Genomic DNA, 23,744 nt, shown 5'->3' on the forward strand with positions numbered 1-23,744 from the left:
AAGGTCGTGGCGGCGTTGCGCGCCGCCCTGCGCGAGAACGAACGCCTGAAGCAGGAGAACACCTCGCTCACCGCCGCCTGGCGGGAGCCGATCGCGATCGTGGGAATGGCGTGCCGGTTGCCGGGCGGGGTGTCGTCGCCGGAGGGCTTGTGGGACCTGGTGGCTTCCGGTGGCGATGCGGTGGGGGAGTTCCCGTCGGATCGTGGTTGGGACGTGGACGGGCTGTTCGATCCTGACCCTGGTGCGGCGGGCAAGTCCTACGTTCGGCGTGGTGGTTTTCTCGAGGGTGCGGGTGATTTCGATGCGGGGTTGTTCGGGATCAGTCCGCGTGAGGCGTTGGCGATGGATCCGCAGCAGCGGTTGTTGTTGGAGTCCTCGTGGGAAGCGCTGGAACACGCCGGACTGGACCCGCGATCGCTGTCGCAGCGCGACGTCGGCGTCTTCTCCGGCGTCATGTACCACGACTACGGCACCCGCACCCGCGGTGTCCCCGCCGGGCTGGAAGGTTTCCTGAGCACCGGCACCGCGGGCAGCGTCGCGTCGGGGCGGGTGTCCTACGCGCTGGGTCTGGAGGGTCCGGCGGTGACGGTGGACACGGCGTGTTCCTCGTCGCTGGTGGCGTTGCACCTGGCGGTGCAGTCGCTGCGCACGGGGGAGTGCTCGCTGGCGCTGGCCGGGGGCGTCGCCGTGATGGCGCAGCCGAGCCCGTACGTGGAGTTCTCCCGGCAGCGCGGGTTGGCCGCCGACGGGCGGTGCAAGGCGTTCTCCGACGATGCCGACGGCACCGGGTTGTCCGAGGGCGTGGGCGTGCTGGTGGTGGAGCGGTTGTCGGATGCCCGGCGGTTGGGTCATCGGGTGCTGGCCGTGGTGGCGGGTTCGGCGGTGAACCAGGACGGTGCGTCGAACGGTCTGACGGCGCCGAACGGTCCCGCGCAGGAGCGGGTCATCCGGGCTGCGCTGACCAACGCGGGCCTGGGTCCATCCGATGTGGACGCCGTGGAAGCGCACGGCACCGGGACCTCGCTCGGGGATCCCATCGAGGCCGGTGCGCTGCTCAAGACCTACGGCCGACGGGATTCGGCTGCTCCGTTGTGGTTGGGCTCGCTGAAGTCGAACATCGGGCACGCCCAGTCGGCTGCCGGTGTGGCGGGCGTGATCAAGATGGTGCTGGCGCTGCAGCGCGGAGTCCTTCCGGCGTCGCTGCACGTGTCGTCCCCGTCGTCCAAGGTGGACTGGGATTCGGGTGCGGTGGAGGTGCTGGCCGAGTCGCGGGTGTGGCCGGAGACGGGTCGGTTGCGTCGGGCCGGGGTGTCGTCCTTCGGCGTGAGCGGCACCAACGCGCACGTCATCCTGGAACAGGCACCGGCGGGATCGATGGACGAACGCGCTGATGCCGGAGTGGTGCCGTGGGTGCTGTCCGGGCATTCCCCGGCCGCCCTGCGCGCGCAGGCGGAGCGCTTGGGCGACTTCCTCGCGCCGCGCCCCGACCTGCTGCGCTGCGACGTGGGGTGGTCGCTGCTGTCCCGCGCGAAGCTCCAGCACCGCGCGGTGGTCCTCACGGCCGACCACGACCGCATCGCGATGGATCTGGCCTCGGTCGCATCGGGCGCCCCGGGCCAGGTGTCCGGTGTGGCCGATGTGGATGGTCGGACCGTGTTGGTGTTCCCGGGTCAGGGTGCGCAGTGGGTCGGTATGGGTGCCGAGTTGTTGGATGCTTCGCCGGTGTTCGCGGAGGCGATGGACGAGTGCGATTCGGTGTTGTCGGAGTTCGTGGACTGGTCCCTGCTGGAGGTGATTCGCGAGGGGCGGGAGCTGGACCGGGTGGACGTGGTGCAGCCGGTGTCGTTCGCGGTGATGGTGTCACTGGCTCGGCTGTGGCAGTCCCACGGGGTCACCCCGGACGCGGTCCTGGGGCATTCGCAGGGCGAGATCGCTGCCGCGCACGTCGCGGGTGCCTTGTCACTGCGAGATGCGGCTCGGGTGGTGGTGCTGCGGAGTCGGTTGATCGGCGAGGAGTTGGCGGGTCGGGGTGGCATGGTGTCGTTGGCGGTCCCGGAGTCCGAGGCGGCGGAGCTGATCGGTCCGGGGCTGGATGTGGCGGTGGTCAACGGGCCGTCGTCGGTGGTCGTCGCTGGTGATCCGGCGGCTTGCGAGGCGCTGGTGGCCGAGGCGGAGCGGCGGGAGGTCCGGGTGCGTCGGGTGCCGGTGGATTACGCCTCGCACAGCGCACAGGTGGAGAGCATTCGCGACGAGCTCACCGCGGTCTTGTCCGACATCAAGCCGGAGGAATCGGAGGTGCCGTTTTTCTCCACGGTGGACTGCATGTGGGTCGAGGACACCACGGTGTTGGACGCGGACTACTGGTACCGGAACCTGCGGCAGCGGGTGCGGTTCGCCGAGGCCACCGACGCGCTGATCGACGCGGGTTTTCGGGTGTTCGTGGAGGTCAGTGCACATCCGGTGCTGACGATGGCCGTGCAGGAGACCCTCGACGCCCACCGCGGCGTGGCGGCCGCGGTGACCGGCACGCTGCGCCGCGACGAAGGCGACCTGACCCGGTTCGCCACCTCGCTGGCGGAGCTGTGGGTGCGGGGCGTGGCGGTGGACTGGACCCCGCTGTTCCCGGCGGACGTCCGGCGGGTCGACCTGCCGACCTACGCCTTCCAGCACCAGCGCTACTGGCTGGAATCCGACGACACGACGAGGGAGACGACCATGTCCGAGCACATCGACCACGGCGCCGACGCGGCGCCGGAGGAGACCTTCGCCCGACGGTTCGAAGGGCTGCCCGAGGAGGAGCGCGCGCGGCTGGTCCTGGACAGGATCCGGGACGAAGCCGCCGCGGTCCTCGGGCACGCCGACGCGGGGGCGATCGAAGGGGGCAGCCCGTTCTTCGAGATCGGGTTCAACTCGCTGACCGCCGTCGAGCTGCGCAACCGGCTGGGCGCGGCTTTCGACCTGGCGCTGCCCGCGATGCTGCTGTTCGACCACCCGACCCCGGCGCTGCTGGCCGATCACGTCCAGGACCTGCTGGCCGAGTCCGCGGGCGAGCCCACCCCGGAGGTGTCCGATGTTCGACGTTGACGAATACCTGGCGGTCCTCGGGTGCGACGAGCGTCCGGAGGCGGACCTGGAGTCGCTGCGGTTCCTGCACAAGCGCCACCTGATGACGATCCCGTACGACAGCTCGTGGAACGCCGAGCGCGGGATCTCCATCTGGCGCGACGTCGACATCGACGTCGACGCCGTGTTCGACGCGGTCGTGCGCGGCGGCCGGGGCGGCAACTGCTACGAGCTCAACGGCCTGTTCCGCGCGCTGCTCGACGAGCTGGGTTTCCGCACCGCGGTGCTCTCGGCGGGCATCCGGCAGGTCGACGGCACCTTCGGCCCCGACCTGGAGCACGTGTTCAACCGCGTGGAGCTGGCCGGCCGGAGCTGGCTGGTGGACGTCGGGTTCGTCGGACCGTCCTACGTGGAGCCGCTGCTGCTGTCCGATGAAGAGCAGAGCCAGTGCGGTTCGCGCTTCCGGATCACCGAGCAGGACGGTTACCACGTCGTCGAGCGCAAGGGGCGCACCGCGGACTGGTCGCCGGTGTACCGGTTCCGACCCACGCCCCGGCAGTTCCACGAGTGGAGCGGTGATCAGCCCGCCCTCGTGGAGTTCGCGGAGCGGCTGGTGGGTGCCGGGACGGTGATCCGGGGCCGCGCGTTCGAGACCGGTCAGATGGTCCTCATCGGCCGGCGGTACCTGCACGTCGACGACGGCGCCGAGGCCGTGCGCGTGCTCGTGGACCAGGACGAGCACGACCGCGTGGTGCGCACGATCCTGCGCGCGGAGTCCTGAGTGCCTTCGGTGAACCCGCCTCGCGGGGCGGAACCCCGGCGATCCGCTCGCAGGGTCGCGGGCAGGAACTCGACCCGGCGATCCGGGCAGCGGAAGGTGGCGAGGAGAGCATGACGAGCAGCAGCCAGGCGCAGCGCTGTGACGTGGCGATCGTCGGGTACGGCCCGGTGGGGCAGGTCCTGGCGGCCCTGCTCGCGCAGCGCGGGCACCAGGTCGTGGTCGTGGAGCGGTGGCCCAGCCCGTACCCGATGCCGCGCGCGGTCTCGTTCGACGGCGAATCCGCGCGCATCCTGGCTTCGGCGGGGGTCGGTGCGGCGATCGGGGAGCACGGCGAGTGCTCCCGGGACTACACGTGGACGAACGGGGCCGGGAGCGTCCTGCTGCACGTCGACGTGCCCGAGCGGGGCTACTCCGGCTGGCCGGACTCCACGTCGATGTACCAGCCGGGCATCGAAGCCGCTCTCGCCGAGCGGGGCGCGGCGCTGCCGGGGCTGCGCGTCCTGCGCGGTTACCAGGCCGTCGAGCTGACCGACGGGCCGGATTCCGCCGAGCTCGTCGTGGAGGGCAGCGGCGGCGAGCGGCTCGGGATCTCGGCCGGCTGGGTCGTCGGGTGCGACGGGGCGAACAGCTTCGTGCGCGCCGCCACCGGCATCACCAGCACCGACCTCGGCTTTTCCAACGACTGGCTGACCTGCGACGTCGTCCCGAACGACGGGCGCGAGTTCACCCCGAACAACCTGCAGGTGTGCGATCCCCGGCGGCCCGCGACGGTCGTCTCCGCCGGGCCGGGGCATCGGCGGTGGGAGTTCATGCGGTTGCCGGACGAGTCGGTCGAGGAGCTGCACCAGGCCGCCGCGGTGTGGGACCTGCTGGAGCCCTACGGCATCACGCCGCGCAACTCGGAGCTGGAGCGCTACGCGCTCTACACCTTCGAAGCCCGCTGCGCCGACGTGTGGCGTTCCGGGCGCGCGCTGCTGGCCGGGGACGCGGCGCACCTCATGCCGCCGTTCGCGGGGCAGGGGATGTGCTCCGGGTTCCGGGACGCCGCCAACCTCGCCTGGAAGCTCGACCTCGTGCTCAGCGGGTTCGCCGGCGAGGAGCTGCTGGAGACCTACCAGGAGGAGCGGCGGGCGCACGTCCAGCACGCGCTGCGGATCTCGGTCGACCTGGGCAAGGTCATCTGCCAGACCGATGCCGCGGCCGCGCGGGACCGCGACGAGGTGATGGTCGCGGCCCGGGAGCGGGGCACCAGCGGGGTGCGCCCCCGGTCCTCGGTGCAGCGGCTGACCACCGGGCTGCTCCCGGCGGCCGGCGGTCCCCGGGCCGGTGAGCTGGTCCCGCAGGCCGACGTCGCGCGCGGCGGCCGGACCGGCCTGTTCGACGACCTCGTCGGAGGCGGGTTCGTGCTGCTCGTGGCCGACGATGCCGTGCTCGGCGGTGGGATGCCGCCGTTCCTGCGGGAGCTCGGGACCGCGGTCGTCCGGCTGCTGCCCGCCGGGACCCCTGCGGAGCGGGCGGACGGCGACGCGGTCGTCGACGTCGACGACGTCTACCTGCCGTACCTGGCGGAGACCGGGTCGGGCGCGATCCTCGTCCGCCCGGACTTCTACGCGTTCGGCGCGGTCGACGACGCCACGGGGCTCGCGGCCGCGTCGGAGGAACTGCAGTCCAGGCTGGCGCCGCCGATCGGGGCGGGCTCCGGTGGACCGAACGGATGGAGAGGCGCACCATGATCCCCCAAGCGTGGCCGCAACCCGCCGCCCTGCCCTCGCTCGCCGGCCTCCGGGTCGACCTGGAGACCGCGGTGGCGGACGGCATCCCGCCGGACCGGCGGCGCGAGCTGGACGAGGCGCTGGCCCGGCCCGCGGCGCAGCAACCCGACTGGCCGGACCGGGCCGCGCTCCGGGCCGCGACCGGGGTGCTCCGCGCCGCGCCCGCGCTCACCTCGCCCGCCGAAACCCGGCGGTTGCGCCGGGAACTGGCCGAGGTCGCCCGGGGCCGGGCGTTCCTGCTGCAGGGCGGCGACTGCGCGGAGACCTTCGCGGGCGGCACCGAGCAGCACCTCGGGGGCACGGTGAACCTGCTGGCCAGGATGGCCGGGGTGTTGTCCGGGGCCGGGCTGCCGGTGGTGAAGCTCGCCCGGATGGCCGGGCAGTACGCCAAGCCCCGCTCCAAGCCGACCGACGTGCTGGGGCTGCCCGCGTACCGGGGCGACATCGTCAACGGGGTCGACCCGACCCCCGCGGCGAGGCGGCCCGACCCCCACCGATTGGTCCGGGCCCACGGCCACGCGAGCAGCACGATGAACTTCCTCCGGATGCTCCAGGAGCGGGAGGACCCGGCCGGGAAGCGGCTGTTCACCAGCCACGAGGCGCTGCTGCTCGACTACGAGCGGGCCCAGCTCCGCATCGACCCGGACGAGGACCTGTACGCGACGTCGGGCCACTTCCTCTGGATCGGGGAGCGGACCCGGCAGCCGGACGGCGCGCACCTCGCCTTCGCCGCACTGCTGGCCAACCCGATCGGCGTGAAGATCGGGCCGAGGACCACGCCGGAGGAGGTCGTCGAGTACGCCTCCCGGCTGAACCCGGGCCGGGTTCCCGGGAAGCTGGCGCTGATCAGCAGGATGGGGTGCGAGGCGGTCCGCGACGCCCTGCCGCCCCTCGTGGAACGCGTCGAAGCCGCCGGGCACCCGGTGGTGTGGGTGTGCGATCCGATGCACGGCAACACCCACGAATCCGCATCCGGCTACAAGACGCGCGACGTCCAGGACGTGGTGCGCGAGGTGCGCGGCTTCTTCGACGTCCACCGCGGGCTCGGCACCCACCCCGGCGGGGTGCACCTGGAACTCACCGGCTCGGACGTGACCGAATGCGTCGACGGCGCCACCGGCGACGCCGACCTCGCGGGGCGTTACGAGACCGCGTGCGACCCGAGGCTGAACCGCAGGCAGTCGCTGGACCTCGCGACCGCCGTCGCAGCGATGCTCCACCGGAGGTGACGATGTCCGACGCCGAACTCCGCCGGGTCAACCACCTGGTCGGCCAACTGCGCCGCTCGATCGACTCGCTGCGCCGCGACCACCGGAACTGCCCGGTGGTGCGGCGGCTGCACAACGCCGTCGAGCTCCTGGAACTCGATCTGACCGACGGCCTCCCGGCGACCTGCGCGGACCGCCGGGAGGACCGGGGAGTCGTGCTCATCCCGGACACGCCCCACGACCCCGAGCTGTGGCGGGACGCCGACGACGAGGGCATCGGCGGTTTCCGCAGGTCGGTGGGCTCGGCCTGAGCCGGGGGCGGAGCGGTGCGCCGGAGGCCCCGCTCCGCCCCGGTACGTTTGCGCGCCGGTGGATCGGGAAACCGCTGGGGAGCCGAAACGAGATCCGGAGGTGAGAACTGTGCCGGGACGCCAGGAACTCCCGTCCACCCTAGAGCGGTCGCCGCGGGCGGCGCAGCGGACGTGGATCAAGGCCCACGACAGCGCCGTGCGCACCTACGGCGAGGGCCAGCGTGCCCACCGCACCGCGTACTCGGCGCTCAAGCACGACTTCGAGAAGGTCGGGGACCGCTGGAAGCCCAAGGAGGAGCGCGGCCCCTCGGACAAGCAGGCCCGGCGGGGCGCGGGTCAGCGGGAGAAGCCGACCGCCGGCGGTGTGGACGCCGGCGCCAGCAAGCAGCACCTCGTGGAGCGGGCGCGGGAGCTCGGCGTCAAGGGCCGGTCGTCGATGAACAAGCCCCAGCTCGTCGAGGCGCTGGAGAAGGCCAGCGGGCAGCGGACCCGCAAGGCCCGGAAGCGGTGAGGTCCGGGCGGTCCGGCGCGCCCTGCGGCGCCCGCGCGGCCCCGCGTCGCGGTGCCCGGTGCCGCGCCCCGTGCGTTCGGACCGCCCGCCGACCTGCTTCAGCCGTGCGCCGCCGGGCGGACGGCGTCCGGTACCGGGAGAGAGGAGCGGGGATGCCGGAGTCGGACGAGTACCTGGCGATCGCGTTGGCGCACATGTCGCGGGACCTGCTCGCCCAGGAAACGGTGCAGGGGACGTTGGACAGCATCAGCGCGCACGCCGTGGACCTCGTCGACGGCTGCGAGGCCGCCGGGATCATGGTGGTGCACCGCAAGGGCCGGGTCGAGACCGCCTCGGCGACCGACGACCTGGTTCGGATCTCCGACGAAACCCAGGCCGAGCTGGGCGAAGGTCCCTGCCTGGACGCCGCCGCGCACTCGACCCCCGCGTACCGCATCGCCGACATGGCCGGTGAAGGGCACCGGTGGCGGCATTACGCGCCGCGGGCCCGAGACCTCGGCATCGGCAGCATGATGGGCCTGCTGCTCTACACCGACGAGGACGAGCTGGGCGCCCTGGACTTCTACTCCTCCCGCCCCGGGGCGTTCACCGACCGCTCCGAACGGCTGGGCTGGGTGCTCGCCTCGCACGCCGCGGTGGCGTTCTCCTCCGCGCGCTCCAGCGCGCAGCTCCAGTCGGCGATCGGCACCCGGCAGGACATCGGGGAGGCCCTCGGCATCATCATGGAACGCCGCAAGGTTCCGGAGGAGCAGGCCTTCGCCCTGCTGCGGCAGGCTTCCCAGCACGGCAACACCAAGCTGCGCGACATCGCCCAGCGCGTGATCACCACCGGGGAGGTCCCCGGCATCGACTAGGCCGAACGGGAAAACCCCTTGCCCGAGTAAGGGGTTCTTTCAGGATGCGGCGGAGCCGCATGCGGTGCGGCCGTCAACTTGCACCGCGGCGGTTCCGCCACCCGAACCGCCACGCAGATCATTCTGAAACAGGCCCTTGCTCGGGCAAGGGTGCCCCTCACACGTCTCCCGAACGGGTGAGGGTGAGGCTCCACACCTCCTGGACGAGTTCGGGGTGGAGCGCGGTGCCGGGTGGTCCGGCCGCGGCCAGCCGTCCGTCGCGGAGCAGCAGGCAGTGCCGGGCCCGCATCGCCTCGGCGAGGTCGTGCGTCACGTGGACGACGGTGGTGCCGCGCGCCGCGACGTCCTCGAGCACGGCGTTGATCCGCTGCTGGGCTTCCAGGTCGAGTCCCGCGCCCGGTTCGTCGAGGAGCAGCAGCCCGGCCTCTTGGGCGAGTCCCTGGGCGACGAGCGCGCGTTGGCGCTGACCGCCGGAGAGCGCGCCGAGCTGGCGGTCGGCGAGGTCGGCGATGTCCAGGCGCTCCAGGCAATCATCGACGATCGCCCGATCGGCGCGGGTGAGCCGGCGCCACGGCCCCCGCGCGGACCACCGGCCCATCGCGACCGCATCGCGCACCGCGAGCGGCAGGGCGTCGGAGACCGCGGAGCGCTGCGGGACCAGCGCGGGGCGGCTGCGGTCGGCGAGCCGGACCGCGCCACCGCTCGGCGCGAGGACCCCGGCGACGACGTCGAGCAGGGTCGACTTCCCCGAACCGTTCGGCCCGACGATCGCGGTGATCCCGCCCCGGGGGACCTCGGCGGTGATCCCGTGCAGGACGGGCCGGTTCCGGTACCCGGCGCTGATCTCGTGCAGTGCGACCGCGCTCCGGTCGGTGTTCATCGGACTCCGCTCCTCCACTGGTGACCACGCTCACCGAACTCAGACTGGAATGAGATTCATTTTCATCTTAGAGTACCTCGTCATGGACTGGTTGGTGCTGCCCTTCGAGGTGTCCTTCGTGCAGCGGGCGCTGCTGGCCGGGGTGCTGGTCTCGCTCATCTGCGCGCTCGTCGGCACCTGGGTGGTGCTGCGCGGGATGGCCTTCCTCGGCGACGCCATGTCGCACGGGATGCTGCCCGGCGTGGCGCTGGCCTCGGTGCTGGGCGGCGACCTGCTCGTCGGGGCGGCCCTCAGCGCGGGCGCGATGGCGACCGGGGTGACCGCGCTGGGCCGGTCGCGGCGGCTGAGCCGGGACACCGCCATCGGGCTGCTGTTCGTCGGGATGCTCTCGGTCGGCGTGATCATCGTGTCGCACTCGGACTCGTTCGCGGTGGACCTCACCGGTTTCCTGTTCGGCGACGTGCTCGCGGTGACCGAGTCGAACCTGGTGTGGCTGCTGGTGGCCCTGCTGGTCACCGGCGTGCTCGCGCTGGCGGGGCACCGCTCGTTCGTCGCGCTGGCCTTCGACCCCCGCAAGGCCCGCACCTGGGGGTTGCGGCCCGGAGCGGCGCACGCGTTGCTGCTCGGCCTGGTCACGTTGGCGATCGTGGCGTCGTTCAACGTCGTGGGCACCCTGCTGGTCTTCGGCCTGCTCATCGCCCCGCCCGCCGCCGCGGTGCTCTGGGCCCGCCGCATCCCGGCGATCATGTTCGGCGCGGCGCTGCTGGGTTCCTTCGCCACCGCGGCGGGCCTGCTCATCTCCTGGCACTGGGGAACCGCCGCGGGCGCCACGATCGCGGCGACCTCGGTGGCCCTGTTCTTCCTCTCGGCGCTGTGCGCCGCACTGCGCGACCGGGTCCGCCCCGCGATCGCGCCCGAACCACGGAAAGTCGAGTTCACCGCATGAGAACCACCACGAAAACCGGGTTGGTCCTGCTGGCCCTGCTCACCACCGCGGCCTGCGCCGCCGAGCCCGCGCCGCCCCCGCCCGCCGCACCGCACGGCTACGTCGAAGGCGCCGAGGAGGCGGCCGAGGCCCAGTCCCGGCTCGTCGTCGCGGGCGGCGGCGCGGTCCGGGTGCTGGACCTGATCAACGAGGACGTCGAGGAGATCGCTCGGGTGGACGGCGCCACCGGTCTCGTCGGCGACGGGCGCTACGCCTACGTCGGCGGCCCGGGCCGGTCGGTGCGGGTGGTGGACAGCGGCTCCTGGATGGTCGACCACGGCGACCACGTGCACTACTACCGGGCCGCCGCCCGGGACGTCGGTTCCTTCCCCGCCGGGCGGCCGGTCGCCGCGCACAGCGACACCGCCGTCACCGCCGTCACCGACGAGACCGGGACTGCGACGCTGCTCGACCGCGCCGCGCTGGACGAGGGATCGGTCGCCCCGCTCGCGACCGTCCCGGTGGCGCCCGGTGCTGCGGCGGTCCCGCACGCCGGTCACGTCCTCGCGCCCCGGGAGTCCGGGGTGCGGGTGCTGGACCGGTCCGGCCGCGAGGTCGGGACGATCGAGCGGCCCTGCCCCGGCCCCCGGGGCACCGCGGTGACCGGGCGGGGCGTCGTCATCGGCTGCGCGGACGGAGCCCTGCTCGTCGACGAGGACGACGGCGCCCTCACCGGGACGAAGATCGGGTACCCGCGGCCGGTCGCCCCGGACGAGCGCGCGGTGGAGTTCCGCAACCGGCCGGGCAGCGCCACCCTCGCCGCGCCGGCGGGCGATCGCGGCGTGTGGGTGCTCGACGTCTCCGAACGCGCGTGGACGCTGCTGCCCACCGGCCCGGTGGTGACGGCCAACGCCGTGGGTGCGGGCGGTCCGGTGCTCGCGCTCACTGCGGACGGCGTGCTGCACGGCTACGACCAGGGCACCGGTGAGGAGATCGCCACCACCCGGATCAGCGAGCAGCCGCTCGACCCGGCGCGCCCGGACCCCGCGATCGAGATCGACACCAGCCGCGCGTACGTCAACGACGTCGCCACCGGGACGATCCACGAGCTCGACTACAACGATTCCCTGCGCTTGGCAAGGGAATTCCCGCTCGGCGGCGAGGTCGCGCACGTGGTGGAGACGGGACGATGAGGGCCGCGACCGGATTCCGGAGCCGGGTGGCAGCGCTGGTGACGGGCCTGCTCGCGCTGCTCGCCATCGCCGGGTGCGCCCCGGCTGCCGAACGCGTGCAGGTGGTCGTCACGACGAACGTGCTCGGCGACATCACCCGCGAGATCATCGGCGACCAGGCACGGATCTCGGTGCTGATGAAGCCGAACGCGGACCCGCACTCGTTCGGGGTGTCGGCGCAGCAGGCCGCCCAGTTCGAACGGGCCGATCTCGTGATCGCCAACGGACTCGGCTTGGAGGAAGGCGTCGCGCGCAACATCGACGCGGCGGCGCAGGCCGGAGTACCCACCCTCGCGGTGGGCGAGCACGTCGATCCCCTCCGGTACGCCCAGGACGAGTCCGCGGGGGCGCCCGACCCGCACTTCTGGACCGATCCGGTGCGGGTCGCGCGGGCCGTGGACGTCATCTCCCGGCACGTCGTGGAGCACGTCGACGGGGTGGACCCGGCGGTGGTGCGGGCCAACGCCGAGCGGTACCGGGGTGAGGTCGAGGCGCTGCACGCGACGATCTCCGAACAGTTCGCGGCGATTCCCCCGGAACGCCGCACGCTGGTCACCAACCACCACGTGTTCGGCTACCTGGCGCAGCGCTACGACTTCGAGGTGATCGGCGCGGTGATCCCCAGCGGCACCACGCTGGCCTCACCGAGCGCCTCCGACCTGGCCGGGCTCGCCGAGCAGATCACCACCGAGGGAGTCCCGGCGATCTTCGCCGACACCTCGCAGCCCGACCGGCTGGCCCGCGCGCTCGCGGAGCAGGCCGGGGTCCAGGTGCGGATCGTCCCGCTGTTCTCCGAATCGCTGAGCCGGCCCGGGGAAGGCGCGGCCACCTACCTGGAGATGACCACCCACAACGCGAACGCGATCGCCACCGCGCTCGGCGGCTGAACGCGCACGTCCCGACCGAGGAGAAGAGGGAATCCATGGTCAACCCGATCCGAGCGAGCAGGCGCCCCGCCGTGCTCGCCATCACCGCCGCGGCGCTGGTCCTGTCCGGCTGCGGCGCCGCGGAGGCACCCACCGGTGCCTCCGGCGAGCCCGAGGCGGCACCGGGCCCCGCCGTGCCGGAACCGCTGGTGGTCACCTACGACGGCGGTCTCCAGGTGCTCGACGGCCGCACCCTGGAGGTGGCGCGGGACATCCCGCTGGAAGGCTTCAACCGGATCAACCCGGCGGGCGACGGCCGGCACGTGATGGTCTCCACCTCCGACGGTTTCCGGGTGCTCGACGCGGTCCACCCGGAGCTCACCGACATCCGCTTCCCCGGCGAGAAGCCCGGGCACGTCGTGCACCACGACGGCCGCACCGCGCTGTTCATCGACGGCACCGGCGAGGTGCTCACGTTCGACCCGGCGACGCTGGCCGAAGGGTCGCCGGAGACCGAGAGCCACCTGTCCGCCGAACCCCACCACGGGGTCGCCGTGGAGCTGGGCAACGGCGAACTCGTGACCACGCTGGGCAACGAGGAGGAGCGCACCGGCATCGTCGTGCTCGACGAGCAGCGGCGGGAGATCGCGCGCAACGAGCAGTGCCCCGGCGTGCACGGTGAATCGACCGCGCAGGGCGGGGCGGTCGTGGTCGGCTGCGAGGACGGCGCCCTGGTCTACCGCGACGGCACCATCACCAAGATCACCAGCCCGACCGAGTACGGCCGCATCGGCAACCAGGCCGGTTCGGAGCACTCGCCGATCGTGCTCGGCGACTACAAGCAGGACGAGGACGCGGAACTGGAGCGCCCCCAGCAGGTCTCGCTGATCGACACCACCAACGGCACGCTGCGGCTGGTGGATCTCGGCACCAGCTACACGTTCCGCTCGCTGGCCCGCGGGCCCGAGGGCGAGGCGCTGGTGCTCGGCACCGACGGCGCGCTGCACGAGATCGACCCGGTGGCCGGGCGGGTGGTGCGCTCGATCCCGGTGATCGAGCGGTGGACCGAGCCGCTGGAGTGGCAGCAGCCGCGGCCCGCGCTGTTCGTCCGGGGCGGTACCGCCTACGTCACCGACCCCGCCGGGCGGGCGATCCACGCCGTCGACCTCGCCACGGGGGACAAGACCGCCACCGCGACGCTGCCCGCCGCGCCCAACGAGCTCACCGGCGTGAGCTGACCGCGCTCCCCCGATCGCGCCGCCGTTCCCGCCCGGGAGCGGCGGCGCGTCGTCGGCACGGAGGGTCCGGGTGTTGACCGTGGAGGCAGCGACGCACCGCAGGTCCCGAGTTGACCGGGCGCGTCCGAAGTGGAATACCGCTGATCCGGCGGTGCCTTCCGGTCTCGATGACGTGGTCCGCTACGGCCTGGTGCCCCGCGCGAGGCGGCCCCCTGCTAGATCACGCCCATCCGCAGGGCGTAGGCGACGGCGTGGGGCCGGTTGCGGAGATCGAGGCGGCTCGTCACCCCGGAGACCACGCGCTTGACCGCCCGCTCCGAGAAGCACAGCTCCTCGGCGATCTCCGCGGTGTCCAGGCCGTGCGACATCAGCCGCAGCACATCGATCTCCCTGGGCGTCAGCCCGGAGACGTGCAAGCCGTGCGGGGCGAGCACTTCCCGCTGCACCTGCTCGAACTGCCTGAGCAGCTCGCCGAGCACGCTCGGCGGCAGCACCCCGCCGCCGGTGGCGGCGGTGCGCACCGCGTGCTCGATCCGGTCCGCGGTGGCCGCCTCCCGGGGCAGCACCGCGACGACGTTGCACTCCACGGCGACGACCAGGTCGTCGCGACCGGTCTCGGCGACGATCAGCACCACCGGCACGTCCACGGTGGCCTTCCACTTGCGCAGCGCCGAGGAGACCTCCACGGTCATCCGCTCGGCCGCCACCACGATCACGTCGACGGAGGCGAGCTGCTCGGCGGGCACGACGTCGATGTCGGGGAAGGAGTCGAGGTGGGTGCTGATCGCCGTGCTCGTCAACGGATCCGCCGCCCGGACGAACACGCGTACTGCGTTCACTGTGCCGTTCCAGCCTTTCCGCGCCACCGGTGCGGCGCTTCGGGGCCAAGTCTGCGAGCGGGCCCGGGCGCTGTCTGCCGCCGAAGCCGCCGGGACGGTCCCGCGGAGGGTTCTCCCGCACGAGGCCCGGACCCCCGGGCGCGTGGCACCGCGCCGGCGTGCCGGTGGAGCGGTGCTCAGCCCGGGTGCTCGCCGGCGACCATCGCCGCGGCCAGTTCGACCCGGGAGCGGTAGCCGAGGCGGGCGAACATCCGGGTCAGCCTGCTCTCCACGCTCTTCTCGCTGGTGCCGAACAGCACGGCGAGCCGCCGGTTGGGCAGCCCTTCGGTGACCAGCACCGCGAGCAACCGCTCGTTCTCCGCCGTGGTGGTGCTGCGGCCGGGCACCGGAACGCGGTGCTCCCGCAGCAGGGAGCGCAGCCGCGCCCGCCAGAGCAGGGCGTCGAGCTCGCCGAACAGGGCGTAGGCCTCCGGGAGCAACCGCTTCGGGTCGATGCCGGACAGCGCTGCCCGGGTGAAGGTCCACGCCGACTCGTCGGGCATCCCGCGCTCGCGGGCCCGCCGCACCGCCGCTTCGCCCGCCGCGCGATCGCCGTGCACGCGCGCCCGGGCGATCAGGTGCGCGATCTCGGCGCGGCCGGTCCCCAGCGCCGCCGCGACCCCGGCGAGGCGGCGCACGCACCGCTCGGCCCGTTCCTGGTCGCCCAGCGCGTGTTCGCGGAGGGCCAGCTCCGACCACATCCGGTCGGTGCCGAACACGAAGCCCCGCTCGTCGGCGTCCCGCAACGCCGCGCGCAGCAGCTCGTCGGCGCCGTCGTCGTCCCCGAGCGCCCGCAGGCAGCGCGCGTCGGCGTGGTCGAGCAGGTGGTCGAGGTGCATCCCGCGCACCACGCCGGTCAGCTCGTGCGCCCGGGTGAGCCAGCCCCGGCCGACCAGGACTCCGGCCGCTTCATGAGCCACCGCCACGGGGATGAACGGCCGGGACGAGTAGACGCCCTCGGCGATGCTGCGCCGGGCCGCGTCCAAGGCGGCCGAGTGCTCACCGCGCAGCACCCGCAGCAGCGACTGGTCCGTGCTGTGCAACTGCTCGATGTCGATGCCGTTGGCCCGCAGCACCCGCATCGCCTCGTCCAGTTCGCCCAGCACGAGCAGCATGTCGACCTCGTAGCGGACCTGCTCGAACCGGTGCCGCGGTGCCTCCCGCGAGCGCCACGCCGCCGGGTCGGCCAGGAACCGCCGCAGCACGCCGAGATCGCCGGTCTGCACGCCGAGCCCGCCGCGGTAGAGGTTCGCCATGTCGGCGGTCACCGGGTTCGCCACCGCCCACGTCGCCTCGTGCTCCCGCAGCAACGCGTCGCCCTCGACGCCGCGGCCCAGCATCAGCAGCGCGTAGGCCCTCGTGACCAGTTCGTTCGCCGGTCCGCCGGGCACCGGGACGTCCCCGGCGGCCAGCCGCCGCAGCTCCGCCCGGTCACCGCACGCGGCGAGCGCGATCGCGTAGACGATCTCGGTCTCCTGCAACGTCTCCGCGGACAGGTGCGCGGCGTGCTCCACCAGCACGGCCCGCGCGGTATCGACGCCCTCCTCCAGCCGGTTGTGGATGGCGCACGCCGCGCTGTGCGCCAGCAGCGCCCTGGCGCGCTGCTCCGGCTCGTGGACCCGGTCGACCAGCGCGCGCAGCCAGCGCACGGTGCGCAGCCCGTCGGTGAACATCGCGGCGTCGGCGGCGGCCAGCAGTTCGGCGGTGGCGCGTTCGGGGTCCACGAGCCGGCCCGCCGCCACGAGCTGGTCCGGGAGGTAGGTCCCGTCGGCGGGTGCGGCGACGCCGTCCCACACCGCGCGCACCGCCAGCGCGGCCAGCCGCTGCCGCTCGTAGGGGCCCAGCGAGTGTTCGAGCGCCTGGCGGAGCACCGGGATCCGGAACCGCAGGCCCGCCGAGCCGACGAGCACCCGCCCGGCGCGCAGCCTCCGCAGCGCGACGTCGACGACGGCCGGGTCCAGCTCCAGCGCCTCGGCGACCAGCCCGGCTGCGGCGTCGCCGAGCGGGGCGAGGACCGCCATCGCCCGGGCCACCGACCAGCACAGCTCGCCGGCGTCGCGGAGCGCGGTCAGCAGCGGGTGCCCGCCGGGCAGCGGCCGGGACTCGATCGCCCGCTGCAAGTAGGCATGCCGGTCCACCACGCGCAGCGCCCCGGATTCCCGGTGCGCCTCGATCGTCGCGGCCAGCGCCGCCGGATTGCCCCGGCTGTCGGCGTGCAGCCGGTCGACCAGTTCGGAACCCGGGTTGGCGCGGACGGATTCGGCGATCACCGAACCGGTCTCGGAGCGGGTCAGCGGGCGCAGCGCGATCATCCGGGCCGACCCGGCGGCGACCAGCCGCCGCACCGCGGCGGCGCGGTGGTGGTCGTCCGGACCGGTCGGCGGCCAGCAGCGCCAGGTCGCGACGAGGGCGCAACCGGGGCGGGCGAGCCTGCGCACGAACTGGTCGAGCAACGACGCGGTGCCGGCGTCGGTCCAGTGCGCGTCGTCGACGAGCACGGCCAGCGGGACGTGGCCGCGCACCGCGGCCGACAGCACCCCGGCGAGCGGGGGCAGCGCGGTCGGCGACGCGGGACCGCGGCCGGCCTCGCCCCACCGCGCCACCAGGCCGAGCGCGGAGTTCTCCCGATCGGCGGACGACGGCGGGCGCCCGTCGGCGAATTCGAGTTCGGCCAGCAGCCGGTAGAGCAGCCCGTGCCCGCCGATCGCGTCGTCCTCGCCGAGCCGCACCCGCAACACCCGGGTCCCCGTCCCGGCGAGCTCGTCGGCGACCGCGTCCAGCAGGCTGGTGCGCCCGCTGCCCGGTTCCCCGGCGAGCAGGGTCAGCGGTGGATCACCGGCCCGCACCGCCGCGCACACCTCGTGCACCAGGGCGGTCCGGCGCGGCGGGAGCGGCAGGTTCTCGGGTTCGTCGCCCCGCGGGACGGGCGGATCGCGCGGCGTCCACCGGGAGGACTCAACCACGGCGGCGTTCGCGCGTCCGGACAGGAGGGTGCAGCGCGGTGGGTTTTCCCATGCCGGACGATTATGGTCCACCGGGATTCGCCCCCGATCGAGGCGGCCTGTGAACTCGACCACCGCCGAAGGCCGGGATCCCGGACGAACCGCGCGAGCGCGGCCCGGGGTCGAGCACCGCGTCGGTACCGCTGAACGGGAGGAACGCGCATGACCCGGAAGCACAAGGCAGTGCTCGGGCGGGACGAGCAGCTCGCGGCGCTGGACGGCGCGGTAGCCGGTGGCGGCGGGGCGCTGGTCGTGGTGCGCGGACCGCGCGGGTCGGGCAAGAGCGCGGTGCTCGGCGCGGTCCGGAAGCGCTGGGCGGAGCGGGGCGTGCGCACGTTCGCGAGCACCGCCACCGCCGCGCCCGGGGTGTTCGAGGAGCTCTTCGACGCGGTGCGGCGGCGCATCGACGAGCCGCGCGACGTCCGGTGGCCGCCGAGCCTGCTCGACGCCGTGGCGGCCGGATCCCGGCTCCGCCACCGCGACCGGGAGATTCCCGAGCACAACCCGCTGCCCTTGGTGCACGAGCTGACCCGCGCGCTGGCCCACCTGGTGCCCCGCGAGCGGACCGCGCTGCTCGTCGACGACGTGGACCGGATGGACCGGACGTCGGCGGCAGCGCTGTCGGCGCTGGCCCTCGGCGTCCGCGCGGCCGGTGTCGTCGTCATCGCCACCGGTGGACCGGGTTCCGCGATCGGCCGGTGGACGCGCAACGCCGACGTCGTGGTGGACCTGCCGCCGCTGCGGGACTCCGACGTCGCCGGTCTGCTCGGCGCGTGGGCGGGGATGCGCGCGCCGGTGGACGCCTCGGTGACCCGCGCGCTGCTGACCGGGCTCGGCCCGCTGTTCGGCAATCCGGGCACCGTGCGCGCCGCGCTGCGGGCGCTGCGCGCGGAGGGCCGGCTGGTGCTCGTCGACGGGCACGTCTGCCTGCGCCCGGCGGGGGAACCGATCGCGCTGCCCGACGACCACGAACTCGTCGCGGCGGTGCGCGACTGCGGACCCGCAGCCGCGGCGGTGGTCCGGGCGGTCGCGGTCCTCGGCGAGATCGCCGCCCACGACCTGCCGGTGCTCGCGGTGGCCGCCGGGACCGACGTGCGGACCTGCGGTCAGGTGCTGGACCGGCTGGTCGACCGCGAGGTCGTCCGGTCGCGGGACGGCGCGCTGGACCTGCCGGTGCCCGCGCTGGGCGTGGCGGCGGGACGCGCGACCGGGCGGTCGCCCCGGGCGGTGCACGCGGCGGTCGCGCGGCACCTGCTGGCCGCCGTCGAACGCGGCGCGGCGGTGGACCGGACCGCGCTGGCCGACCACCTCGCCCGCGCCGAGCACGATTTCGGCGACCCGCTCCCGCCGCCGGGCGAGCGCACCGACGGGGCGGTGGACCTCGGCTGGTACGCCGCGGTGCGCCGGCCGCCCGGCGCGGACCGCCGCTGGAGCCGGGCGCTGCCCACGATGATGCGGTTGCAGCTCGCTGCGGGGCGGCAGCACGAACTGGCCGACGACCTCGGTGCCGTGGTGGCAGCCGTGGCGGGTGGCGCACCCGCTCCGGCGGCCGACCGCGATGTGCTGCTGTTCGAGGTCGCGGCCTGGTGGGTGGCGGCGCTGCTGCACGAACAGCGCATCGGCGAGGTCCGCGATGCGGTGCGCGTCGTCGAGGCGGTGGCCGCCGAGCGCGGCTGCGTCGAACAGGCGCGCCGCTTCGCCGCAGCCCTGGTGCGCGGCGGGGCGGAGGAGGTGCTGTCCGCGTTCAGCGCGCTGATCACCGCCGGAACGGCCGGTGCCGGTGCGGCCGTGCTGCGGGTGGGTTCCCTCGCCGCGCTGCTGTCGCTGCTGGCCGCGCTCGGCGGGGAGGACCGCCGGTTCCGCCGCGCGCGCACGGCGTGGGAGGCTGCCGCGCCCGCCGGGATCGAGGGGACGTGCTCGCCCCGGTTGCGCGAGGCCGGGGCGTGGGGCGACCACGCCGCCGCGCTGAGCGCGGTCCTGGGGCCGCACTACCGGCCGTCGCGGCGCGGTGCGCCGCACCGCTACCACCACGTCGTGTCCGCCTACCACGCCGGGGACTGGGACGCCGCGCTCTCCGCGGCCCGCGCGCTGGAAACCGAGCGGGGACCGGGCCGCACCGGACCGGCGCACCACCTCTCCCGGGTGGTGGCCGCCGAGATCTGCTCGGTGCGCGGTGAACTCGACCGGGCGGCCTGGTGGCTGCACCGGTCGCCGCGCACGACCGGGCACCTGGCGAGTTGGGTCCGCTGCGGGTTGCGCCACCGGCAGGGGCGCACCGCCGAGGCCGTGGCCGAGGGCAGGCGGGACTTGGCGCGGTGCCGGGAGCTGGGCGCGGTCGTCGGCCTGGAGCGGCTTCTCGCCCGCCTGATCGCCTACAGCCTGCAGCTCGGCGACACCGCCGGGGCGCACGGCTTGCTCGGCGAGCTGCGCGCCGTCGACCGGCGGGCGCGCACCGGCTCCGCGCGGGAGATGGTGCTGATCGTGGGCGGTGGCCTGCACGCCGACGTCGGGCGGGTCCGGGAAGGCGTGGAGCTGGCCCGGCGGCGCCGCGCACGCGCAGTCCCCGCACCGTGCTGTCCGCCGTCGAGAACCGGATCATCGACCTGGTCAGCGACGGGTGCACGAACCGCCAGATCGCGATCGCGCTGGGGATCAGCGTGAAGACCGTGGAGAGCAGGCTGACCCGCCTGTTCGAGCGCACCGACTGCCGCTCGCGGGTGGAGCTGGCCGCGGCCCGGCTGGAGGGCAGGCTCGTGCCGGAATGAGCTGCCCGGCAGCCCCCATCAGGCGGTGATCTCCTGGCGCAGCAGCCTCGCCCGCTTGGCCATGTTCCAGCCCAGCACGCCGGTGGTGCGCCCGTCGCGCTGGTACCGGGCCACGAACCGGCCGTCCTCGACGGCGCCCTCGGCGATGGTCACCTCGGCGTCCGGTGGCAGGACGCCGTGCACCTGCACCTTGACGTCGTACTGGTCGGTCCAGAAGTAGGGCACCGGGGTGTAGGGGCGCTGCTCGCCGAGGAGGGTGGCCGCCACGGCAGCGGCCTGCTCGGTGGCGTTGGTCCGGTTCTCCAGCCGCACCAGCCCGCCCAGCCCCTCGTGCCGCCACCGCGCCACGTCGCCGACCGCGTAGATCCCCGGTGCGGCCCGGCAGTGCGCGTCGCAGACCACTCCGTCGTCGAGGTCCAGGCCGCTGCCCGCGAGCCAGTCGGTCGCCGGGACGGCGCCGATCGCGACCACGACCACGTCGGCGGGCAGCACCTCGCCGGTGGTCAGCCGGACTCCCGAGACCCGTTCGCCCGCGGCGGTGAGACCGTCCACCCCGGTGCCGAGCCGGAGCTCGACGCCGCGCCCGGCGTGCAGCTCGGCGAGCCTGCTCCCGACGAGCGGACCGATCTGGGCGGCCATCGGCGCGTGCTGCGGACCGACCATCGTCACGGTCGCGCCCATGCCCCGCGCGGTCGCGGCGATCTCGGCCCCGAGCACGCCCTCGCCGACGACGACCAGCCGCTCGCCCGCGAGCAGGTCGGCCCGCAGGGCCAGCGCGTCCTCCACGGTGCGCAGCACGTGGACGCCGCCGAGACCGGACTGGCCGGGCAGCGTCCGCGGCCGCACCCCGGTGGCCAGCACGACGGCGTCACCGCGCAGCTCCCGCCCGGAGGCGGTGCGCACGGTCCGGGCCGCGGGGTCCAGGGCGGTCGCCGGGTCGCCGAGGACGAACTCGGCGCCCAACGCCTCCAAGGCGTCCTCCGGCCGCAGCCGCGCGCGGTCCGGTTCCCAGTCCCCGGCCAGGACCTTCTTCGACATCGGCGGCCGGTCGTAGGGCAGGTGCCGCTCGGCGCCGAGCACGGTCACCGCACCGCCGTACCCGCCGCGCCGCAGCGCCTCCACCGTGGACAGACCCGCGGCGGAGGCGCCGACGACCAGCACCGAGTCCGGCACCGTCATGCCGACTCGTCGAGCTCGATGGCCCGGGCCGGGCACATGTTGGCCGCTTCCCGCGCGCCGTCGTGCAGCTCCGCCGATGGTTCGGCGTCGAGCAGCACCACGACGCCGTCCTCGTCGCGCTGGTCGAACAGGTCGGGCGCGACCATGACGCACGTCCCCGCGCCGCAGCACTTGTCCTCGTCGACGGTCACCTTCATGACGCGTCCTCCTCTCCTCCGTGGGGAATCTCCTCGCGTGCGGCGTCGGGCACCGCCGGAGTCGCTGGGGCCAGCCACAGCCCCGTGATCGCGTCGATCAGCCCGGTCGCCGCTTGCTCCCAGGACGCCCGCCTGGTCGAGCCGCCGTCGGCGAGCGCGCGTTCCCGCTCGGCGATCGTGTGCACCAGCAGCAGGCGGGACATGTCCCGGCGCTCCCGCCACACCTCCTGCGGGAGCTCGGGCAGGCACCGCACCAGCGCGTCGGTGGCGCGCAGCAGCGCGGGGGAGTGCAGCGACTCGGCCACCGCGATCCCGCGGTAGGCCGGATCGGTCATGATCTGCGCGCTGAACCGGCCGAACCACGTCGGCGGACCCAGGTCCGCGAGGTGGCGGGTGGTCGGGAGCACCAGGCACGCCACCCAGTCGCGCACCTCGGTGGACCGGCCGGCCCGGTCGGCCATCGCACCGCGTTCGTGCTCGATGCGCTCCTGGTGCTTGCGCACGATCGCGCGGACCAGCGCCGCCTTGGTGCCGAAGTGGTAGCCGACGGCGGTGTTGTTGCCCTGCCCCGCCGCCTCGCTGATCCGGCGGTGGGACACCGCGGCCGTCCCCTGCTCGGCGAACAGGCGTTCCGCCGCGACGAGGATCTGCTCCCGCGTCGCGGCGACCCGCCGCGTCCCCACCGGACCGGCGCCGGAAGTCACCACCGCACCGGCACTTCGGTGAGCCCGCCGACGACGAGCCCTTCCAACGGGCGCAGTTCCTCGACCGGGACGGCCAGTTCGAGCGAGGGCAGCTTGCGCAGCAGCACCTCCAGCGTGACCTGCAGCTCGGTGCGGGCCAGCGCCTGCCCGAGGCAGGAGTGCGCGCCCGCGCCGAAGGCCAGGTGCGGGTTCGGGTTGCGGCCCAGGTCCATCTCGTCGGCGTCCTCGAACGCCGCCGAGTCGCGGTTCGCCGCGGCCATGCTGCACATCACGGTCGTGCCCCGGGGCAGCGCGGTGCCGCCGATCTCGGCCTCCTCGTGGAGGTAGCGGACCATGCCCAGGCCGGAGTTGGCGTCGAACCGCAGCACCTCCTCGACCGCGGTGCGGATCAGCGAGCGGTCCGCCAGCAGCGACTCCCAGCGCCGCCGGTCGGACAGCAGCATGGCCACCATCTTCCCGATCATGTTGGCGGTGGTCTCGTGCCCGGCGATCAGCAGGCCCAAGCCGGTGGCCGCGAGGGCGTGGTCGGACATCCGCTCGCCCTCGGAATCGGTGGCGTTGATCAGCTCGCTGAGCACGTCGTCGCCGGGGTCGGCGCGCTTGGCCGCGACGTGGCCCGCCATGTAGGCGAAGAACTCGTGCTGGGCGGTGTCGAACTCCTCCCCGGTGAACCGGGTGAGGTTGAGGAACATGTCCGACCAGCGGGAGAAGCGGTCCCGGTCCGCGGTGGGCACGCCGAGCATGTCGCAGATGACCCACACCGGGAGCGGGAAGCCCAGCCCCGCCTTCAGGTCCGCGGGCTGACCCCGCTCGACCATCTCGTCGATGAGCTGCTCGGCCATCGCTTCGATCTCGGGGCGCAGCGCCGCCATCCGCTTGGCGGTGAACCACCGGTTGACCAGCCGCCGCCAGCGCTGGTGGCCGTCGCCGCTCTGCGGGATCGCCGAGGCGATGTCGCTGTTGAACAGCCCGCCCGACTCGGTGTCGCTGACCCGGGCCGCGTCCGGGGCGTTGAGCTGCCTGCCGAACCGGGAGTCGGACAGCACCTGCTTGACGTCGTCGTAGCGGGTGAGCAGCGACACCTCGTCCCCGCTGGGCAGCTTCCCGCGCGCCACCGGGCACTGCTGGCGCAGCTCCTCCCACTCCGCCGGGGGCTCCAGCGCCCCGGGGGCGGGGATCGGGTAGTCCAGCACCTGCTTGTCGGCCTGAGTCACCGCACGACCTCCCTGCATCCGCTCTCGCAACTGCCGACCAGTCAACCGCTCCGCACCACCTTAAGTCAAGCGATTGACTTAATCGCGAGCCGAGTCGAACAGGTGAGGGGCACCCTTGTCCCAGTATGGGGTCCTTTCAGAATGCGGCGGAGCCGCATGCGGTG

Annotated in this window: 19 protein-coding genes and 1 pseudogene; 13 read left to right on the forward strand and 7 right to left on the reverse strand. The window is 74.0% G+C overall.

From position 1 onward, the window contains the following. Window positions 1-18: 18 nt before the first annotated feature. The 7 genes and pseudogenes from ACQP0T_RS11375 to ACQP0T_RS11405 form a co-directional block, all read left to right on the forward strand. Window positions 19-3,084, forward strand: a pseudogene (locus tag ACQP0T_RS11375) (type I polyketide synthase); the annotation flags it as partial. Next, complete coding sequence (locus ACQP0T_RS11380; RefSeq protein WP_433872806.1) at window positions 3,071-3,844, forward strand: arylamine N-acetyltransferase family protein; 774 nt, start codon at window positions 3,071-3,073, stop codon at window positions 3,842-3,844. The pseudogene ACQP0T_RS11375 and the gene ACQP0T_RS11380, both read left to right, overlap by 14 nt. 110 nt (window positions 3,845-3,954) lie before the next feature. Next, entirely contained in the window at window positions 3,955-5,577 is a 1,623-nt protein-coding gene (locus ACQP0T_RS11385; protein ID WP_433872808.1) for a bifunctional 3-(3-hydroxy-phenyl)propionate/3-hydroxycinnamic acid hydroxylase, read from the forward strand. Next, a complete protein-coding gene (locus ACQP0T_RS11390; protein WP_433872810.1) occupies window positions 5,574-6,845 on the forward strand; it encodes a 3-deoxy-7-phosphoheptulonate synthase in 1,272 nt (423 codons plus the stop codon). Before ACQP0T_RS11385 ends, ACQP0T_RS11390 begins: the two co-directional genes overlap by 4 nt. Window positions 6,846-6,847: 2 nt before the next feature. Then, on the forward strand, window positions 6,848-7,135 hold the full coding sequence (locus ACQP0T_RS11395; protein WP_433872812.1) for a hypothetical protein: 288 nt from the start codon (window positions 6,848-6,850) through the stop codon (window positions 7,133-7,135). 109 nt (window positions 7,136-7,244) lie between these two features. Then, on the forward strand, window positions 7,245-7,646 hold the full coding sequence (locus ACQP0T_RS11400) for a ChaB family protein (protein ID WP_345363768.1): 402 nt from the start codon (window positions 7,245-7,247) through the stop codon (window positions 7,644-7,646). A 152-nt stretch (window positions 7,647-7,798) separates the two neighbouring features. Beyond that, window positions 7,799-8,500 (forward strand): GAF and ANTAR domain-containing protein, encoded by a 702-nt coding sequence (locus ACQP0T_RS11405; RefSeq protein WP_433872814.1) that lies wholly within the window; start codon window positions 7,799-7,801, stop codon window positions 8,498-8,500. A 157-nt stretch (window positions 8,501-8,657) separates the two neighbouring features. Here the strand turns inward: ACQP0T_RS11405 and aztA are convergent, their stop codons facing one another. Next, the gene (gene aztA, locus ACQP0T_RS11410) at window positions 8,658-9,380 is read right to left on the reverse strand and encodes a zinc ABC transporter ATP-binding protein AztA (RefSeq protein WP_433872816.1); all 723 of its coding nucleotides are present in this window, start codon (window positions 9,378-9,380) and stop codon (window positions 8,658-8,660) included. Between the two features lie 82 nt (window positions 9,381-9,462). Here aztA and aztB point away from each other — a divergent pair, with 82 nt between their 5' ends. Genes aztB through aztD form a run of 4 tightly spaced genes read left to right on the forward strand, consistent with a single transcriptional unit; the run spans window position 9,463 to window position 13,641 of the window. Then, window positions 9,463-10,326, forward strand: a complete 864-nt coding sequence (gene aztB / locus ACQP0T_RS11415) for a zinc ABC transporter permease AztB (protein ID WP_433872818.1) — start codon at window positions 9,463-9,465, stop codon at window positions 10,324-10,326. Then, the gene (locus ACQP0T_RS11420; protein WP_433872820.1) at window positions 10,323-11,498 is read left to right on the forward strand and encodes a hypothetical protein; all 1,176 of its coding nucleotides are present in this window, start codon (window positions 10,323-10,325) and stop codon (window positions 11,496-11,498) included. Before aztB ends, ACQP0T_RS11420 begins: the two co-directional genes overlap by 4 nt. Next, window positions 11,495-12,424 (forward strand): zinc ABC transporter substrate-binding protein AztC, encoded by a 930-nt coding sequence (gene aztC / locus ACQP0T_RS11425; protein WP_433872822.1) that lies wholly within the window; start codon window positions 11,495-11,497, stop codon window positions 12,422-12,424. The genes ACQP0T_RS11420 and aztC overlap by 4 nt, the downstream gene beginning before the upstream one ends. Before the next feature lie 35 nt (window positions 12,425-12,459). Next, window positions 12,460-13,641, forward strand: a complete 1,182-nt coding sequence (gene aztD, locus ACQP0T_RS11430; RefSeq protein WP_433872824.1) for a zinc metallochaperone AztD — start codon at window positions 12,460-12,462, stop codon at window positions 13,639-13,641. Window positions 13,642-13,856: 215 nt separating this feature from the next. Here the strand turns inward: aztD and ACQP0T_RS11435 are convergent, their stop codons facing one another. Both ACQP0T_RS11435 and ACQP0T_RS11440 read right to left on the reverse strand, forming a co-directional pair. Continuing rightward, entirely contained in the window at window positions 13,857-14,480 is a 624-nt protein-coding gene (locus ACQP0T_RS11435) for a response regulator transcription factor (protein ID WP_433872826.1), read from the reverse strand. A 176-nt stretch (window positions 14,481-14,656) separates the two neighbouring features. Further along, the gene (locus ACQP0T_RS11440) at window positions 14,657-17,482 is read right to left on the reverse strand and encodes an AAA family ATPase (RefSeq protein ID WP_433872828.1); all 2,826 of its coding nucleotides are present in this window, start codon (window positions 17,480-17,482) and stop codon (window positions 14,657-14,659) included. 201 nt (window positions 17,483-17,683) lie between these two features. Between ACQP0T_RS11440 and ACQP0T_RS11445 the strand changes: the two genes are divergently transcribed. Next, complete coding sequence (locus tag ACQP0T_RS11445) at window positions 17,684-20,182, forward strand: AAA family ATPase (protein ID WP_433872830.1); 2,499 nt, start codon at window positions 17,684-17,686, stop codon at window positions 20,180-20,182. Next, window positions 20,092-20,286 (forward strand): helix-turn-helix domain-containing protein, encoded by a 195-nt coding sequence (locus tag ACQP0T_RS11450; protein ID WP_433872832.1) that lies wholly within the window; start codon window positions 20,092-20,094, stop codon window positions 20,284-20,286. The genes ACQP0T_RS11445 and ACQP0T_RS11450 overlap by 91 nt, the downstream gene beginning before the upstream one ends. Window positions 20,287-20,304: 18 nt before the next feature. Here the strand turns inward: ACQP0T_RS11450 and ACQP0T_RS11455 are convergent, their stop codons facing one another. From ACQP0T_RS11455 to ACQP0T_RS11470, 4 genes are read right to left on the reverse strand one after another with little or no spacing between them, the layout of a single operon-like run. Continuing rightward, window positions 20,305-21,465 carry an NAD(P)/FAD-dependent oxidoreductase gene (locus ACQP0T_RS11455; protein ID WP_433872834.1) on the reverse strand — a complete coding sequence of 387 codons (1,161 nt, stop codon included), beginning with the start codon at window positions 21,463-21,465 and terminating at the stop codon, window positions 20,305-20,307. After that, window positions 21,462-21,662, reverse strand: coding sequence for a ferredoxin (locus tag ACQP0T_RS11460; protein WP_345363784.1), 201 nt, complete (start codon window positions 21,660-21,662; stop codon window positions 21,462-21,464). Before ACQP0T_RS11460 ends, ACQP0T_RS11455 begins: the two co-directional genes overlap by 4 nt. Further along, a complete protein-coding gene (locus tag ACQP0T_RS11465; protein ID WP_433872836.1) occupies window positions 21,659-22,366 on the reverse strand; it encodes a TetR/AcrR family transcriptional regulator in 708 nt (235 codons plus the stop codon). The genes ACQP0T_RS11460 and ACQP0T_RS11465 overlap by 4 nt, the downstream gene beginning before the upstream one ends. Then, the gene (locus tag ACQP0T_RS11470; RefSeq protein WP_433872838.1) at window positions 22,363-23,598 is read right to left on the reverse strand and encodes a cytochrome P450; all 1,236 of its coding nucleotides are present in this window, start codon (window positions 23,596-23,598) and stop codon (window positions 22,363-22,365) included. Before ACQP0T_RS11470 ends, ACQP0T_RS11465 begins: the two co-directional genes overlap by 4 nt. Window positions 23,599-23,744 lie beyond the last annotated feature (146 nt).

Source organism: Saccharopolyspora sp. CA-218241 (genome assembly GCF_050954615.1).
Taxonomy (GTDB): domain Bacteria; phylum Actinomycetota; class Actinomycetes; order Mycobacteriales; family Pseudonocardiaceae; genus Saccharopolyspora; species Saccharopolyspora cebuensis.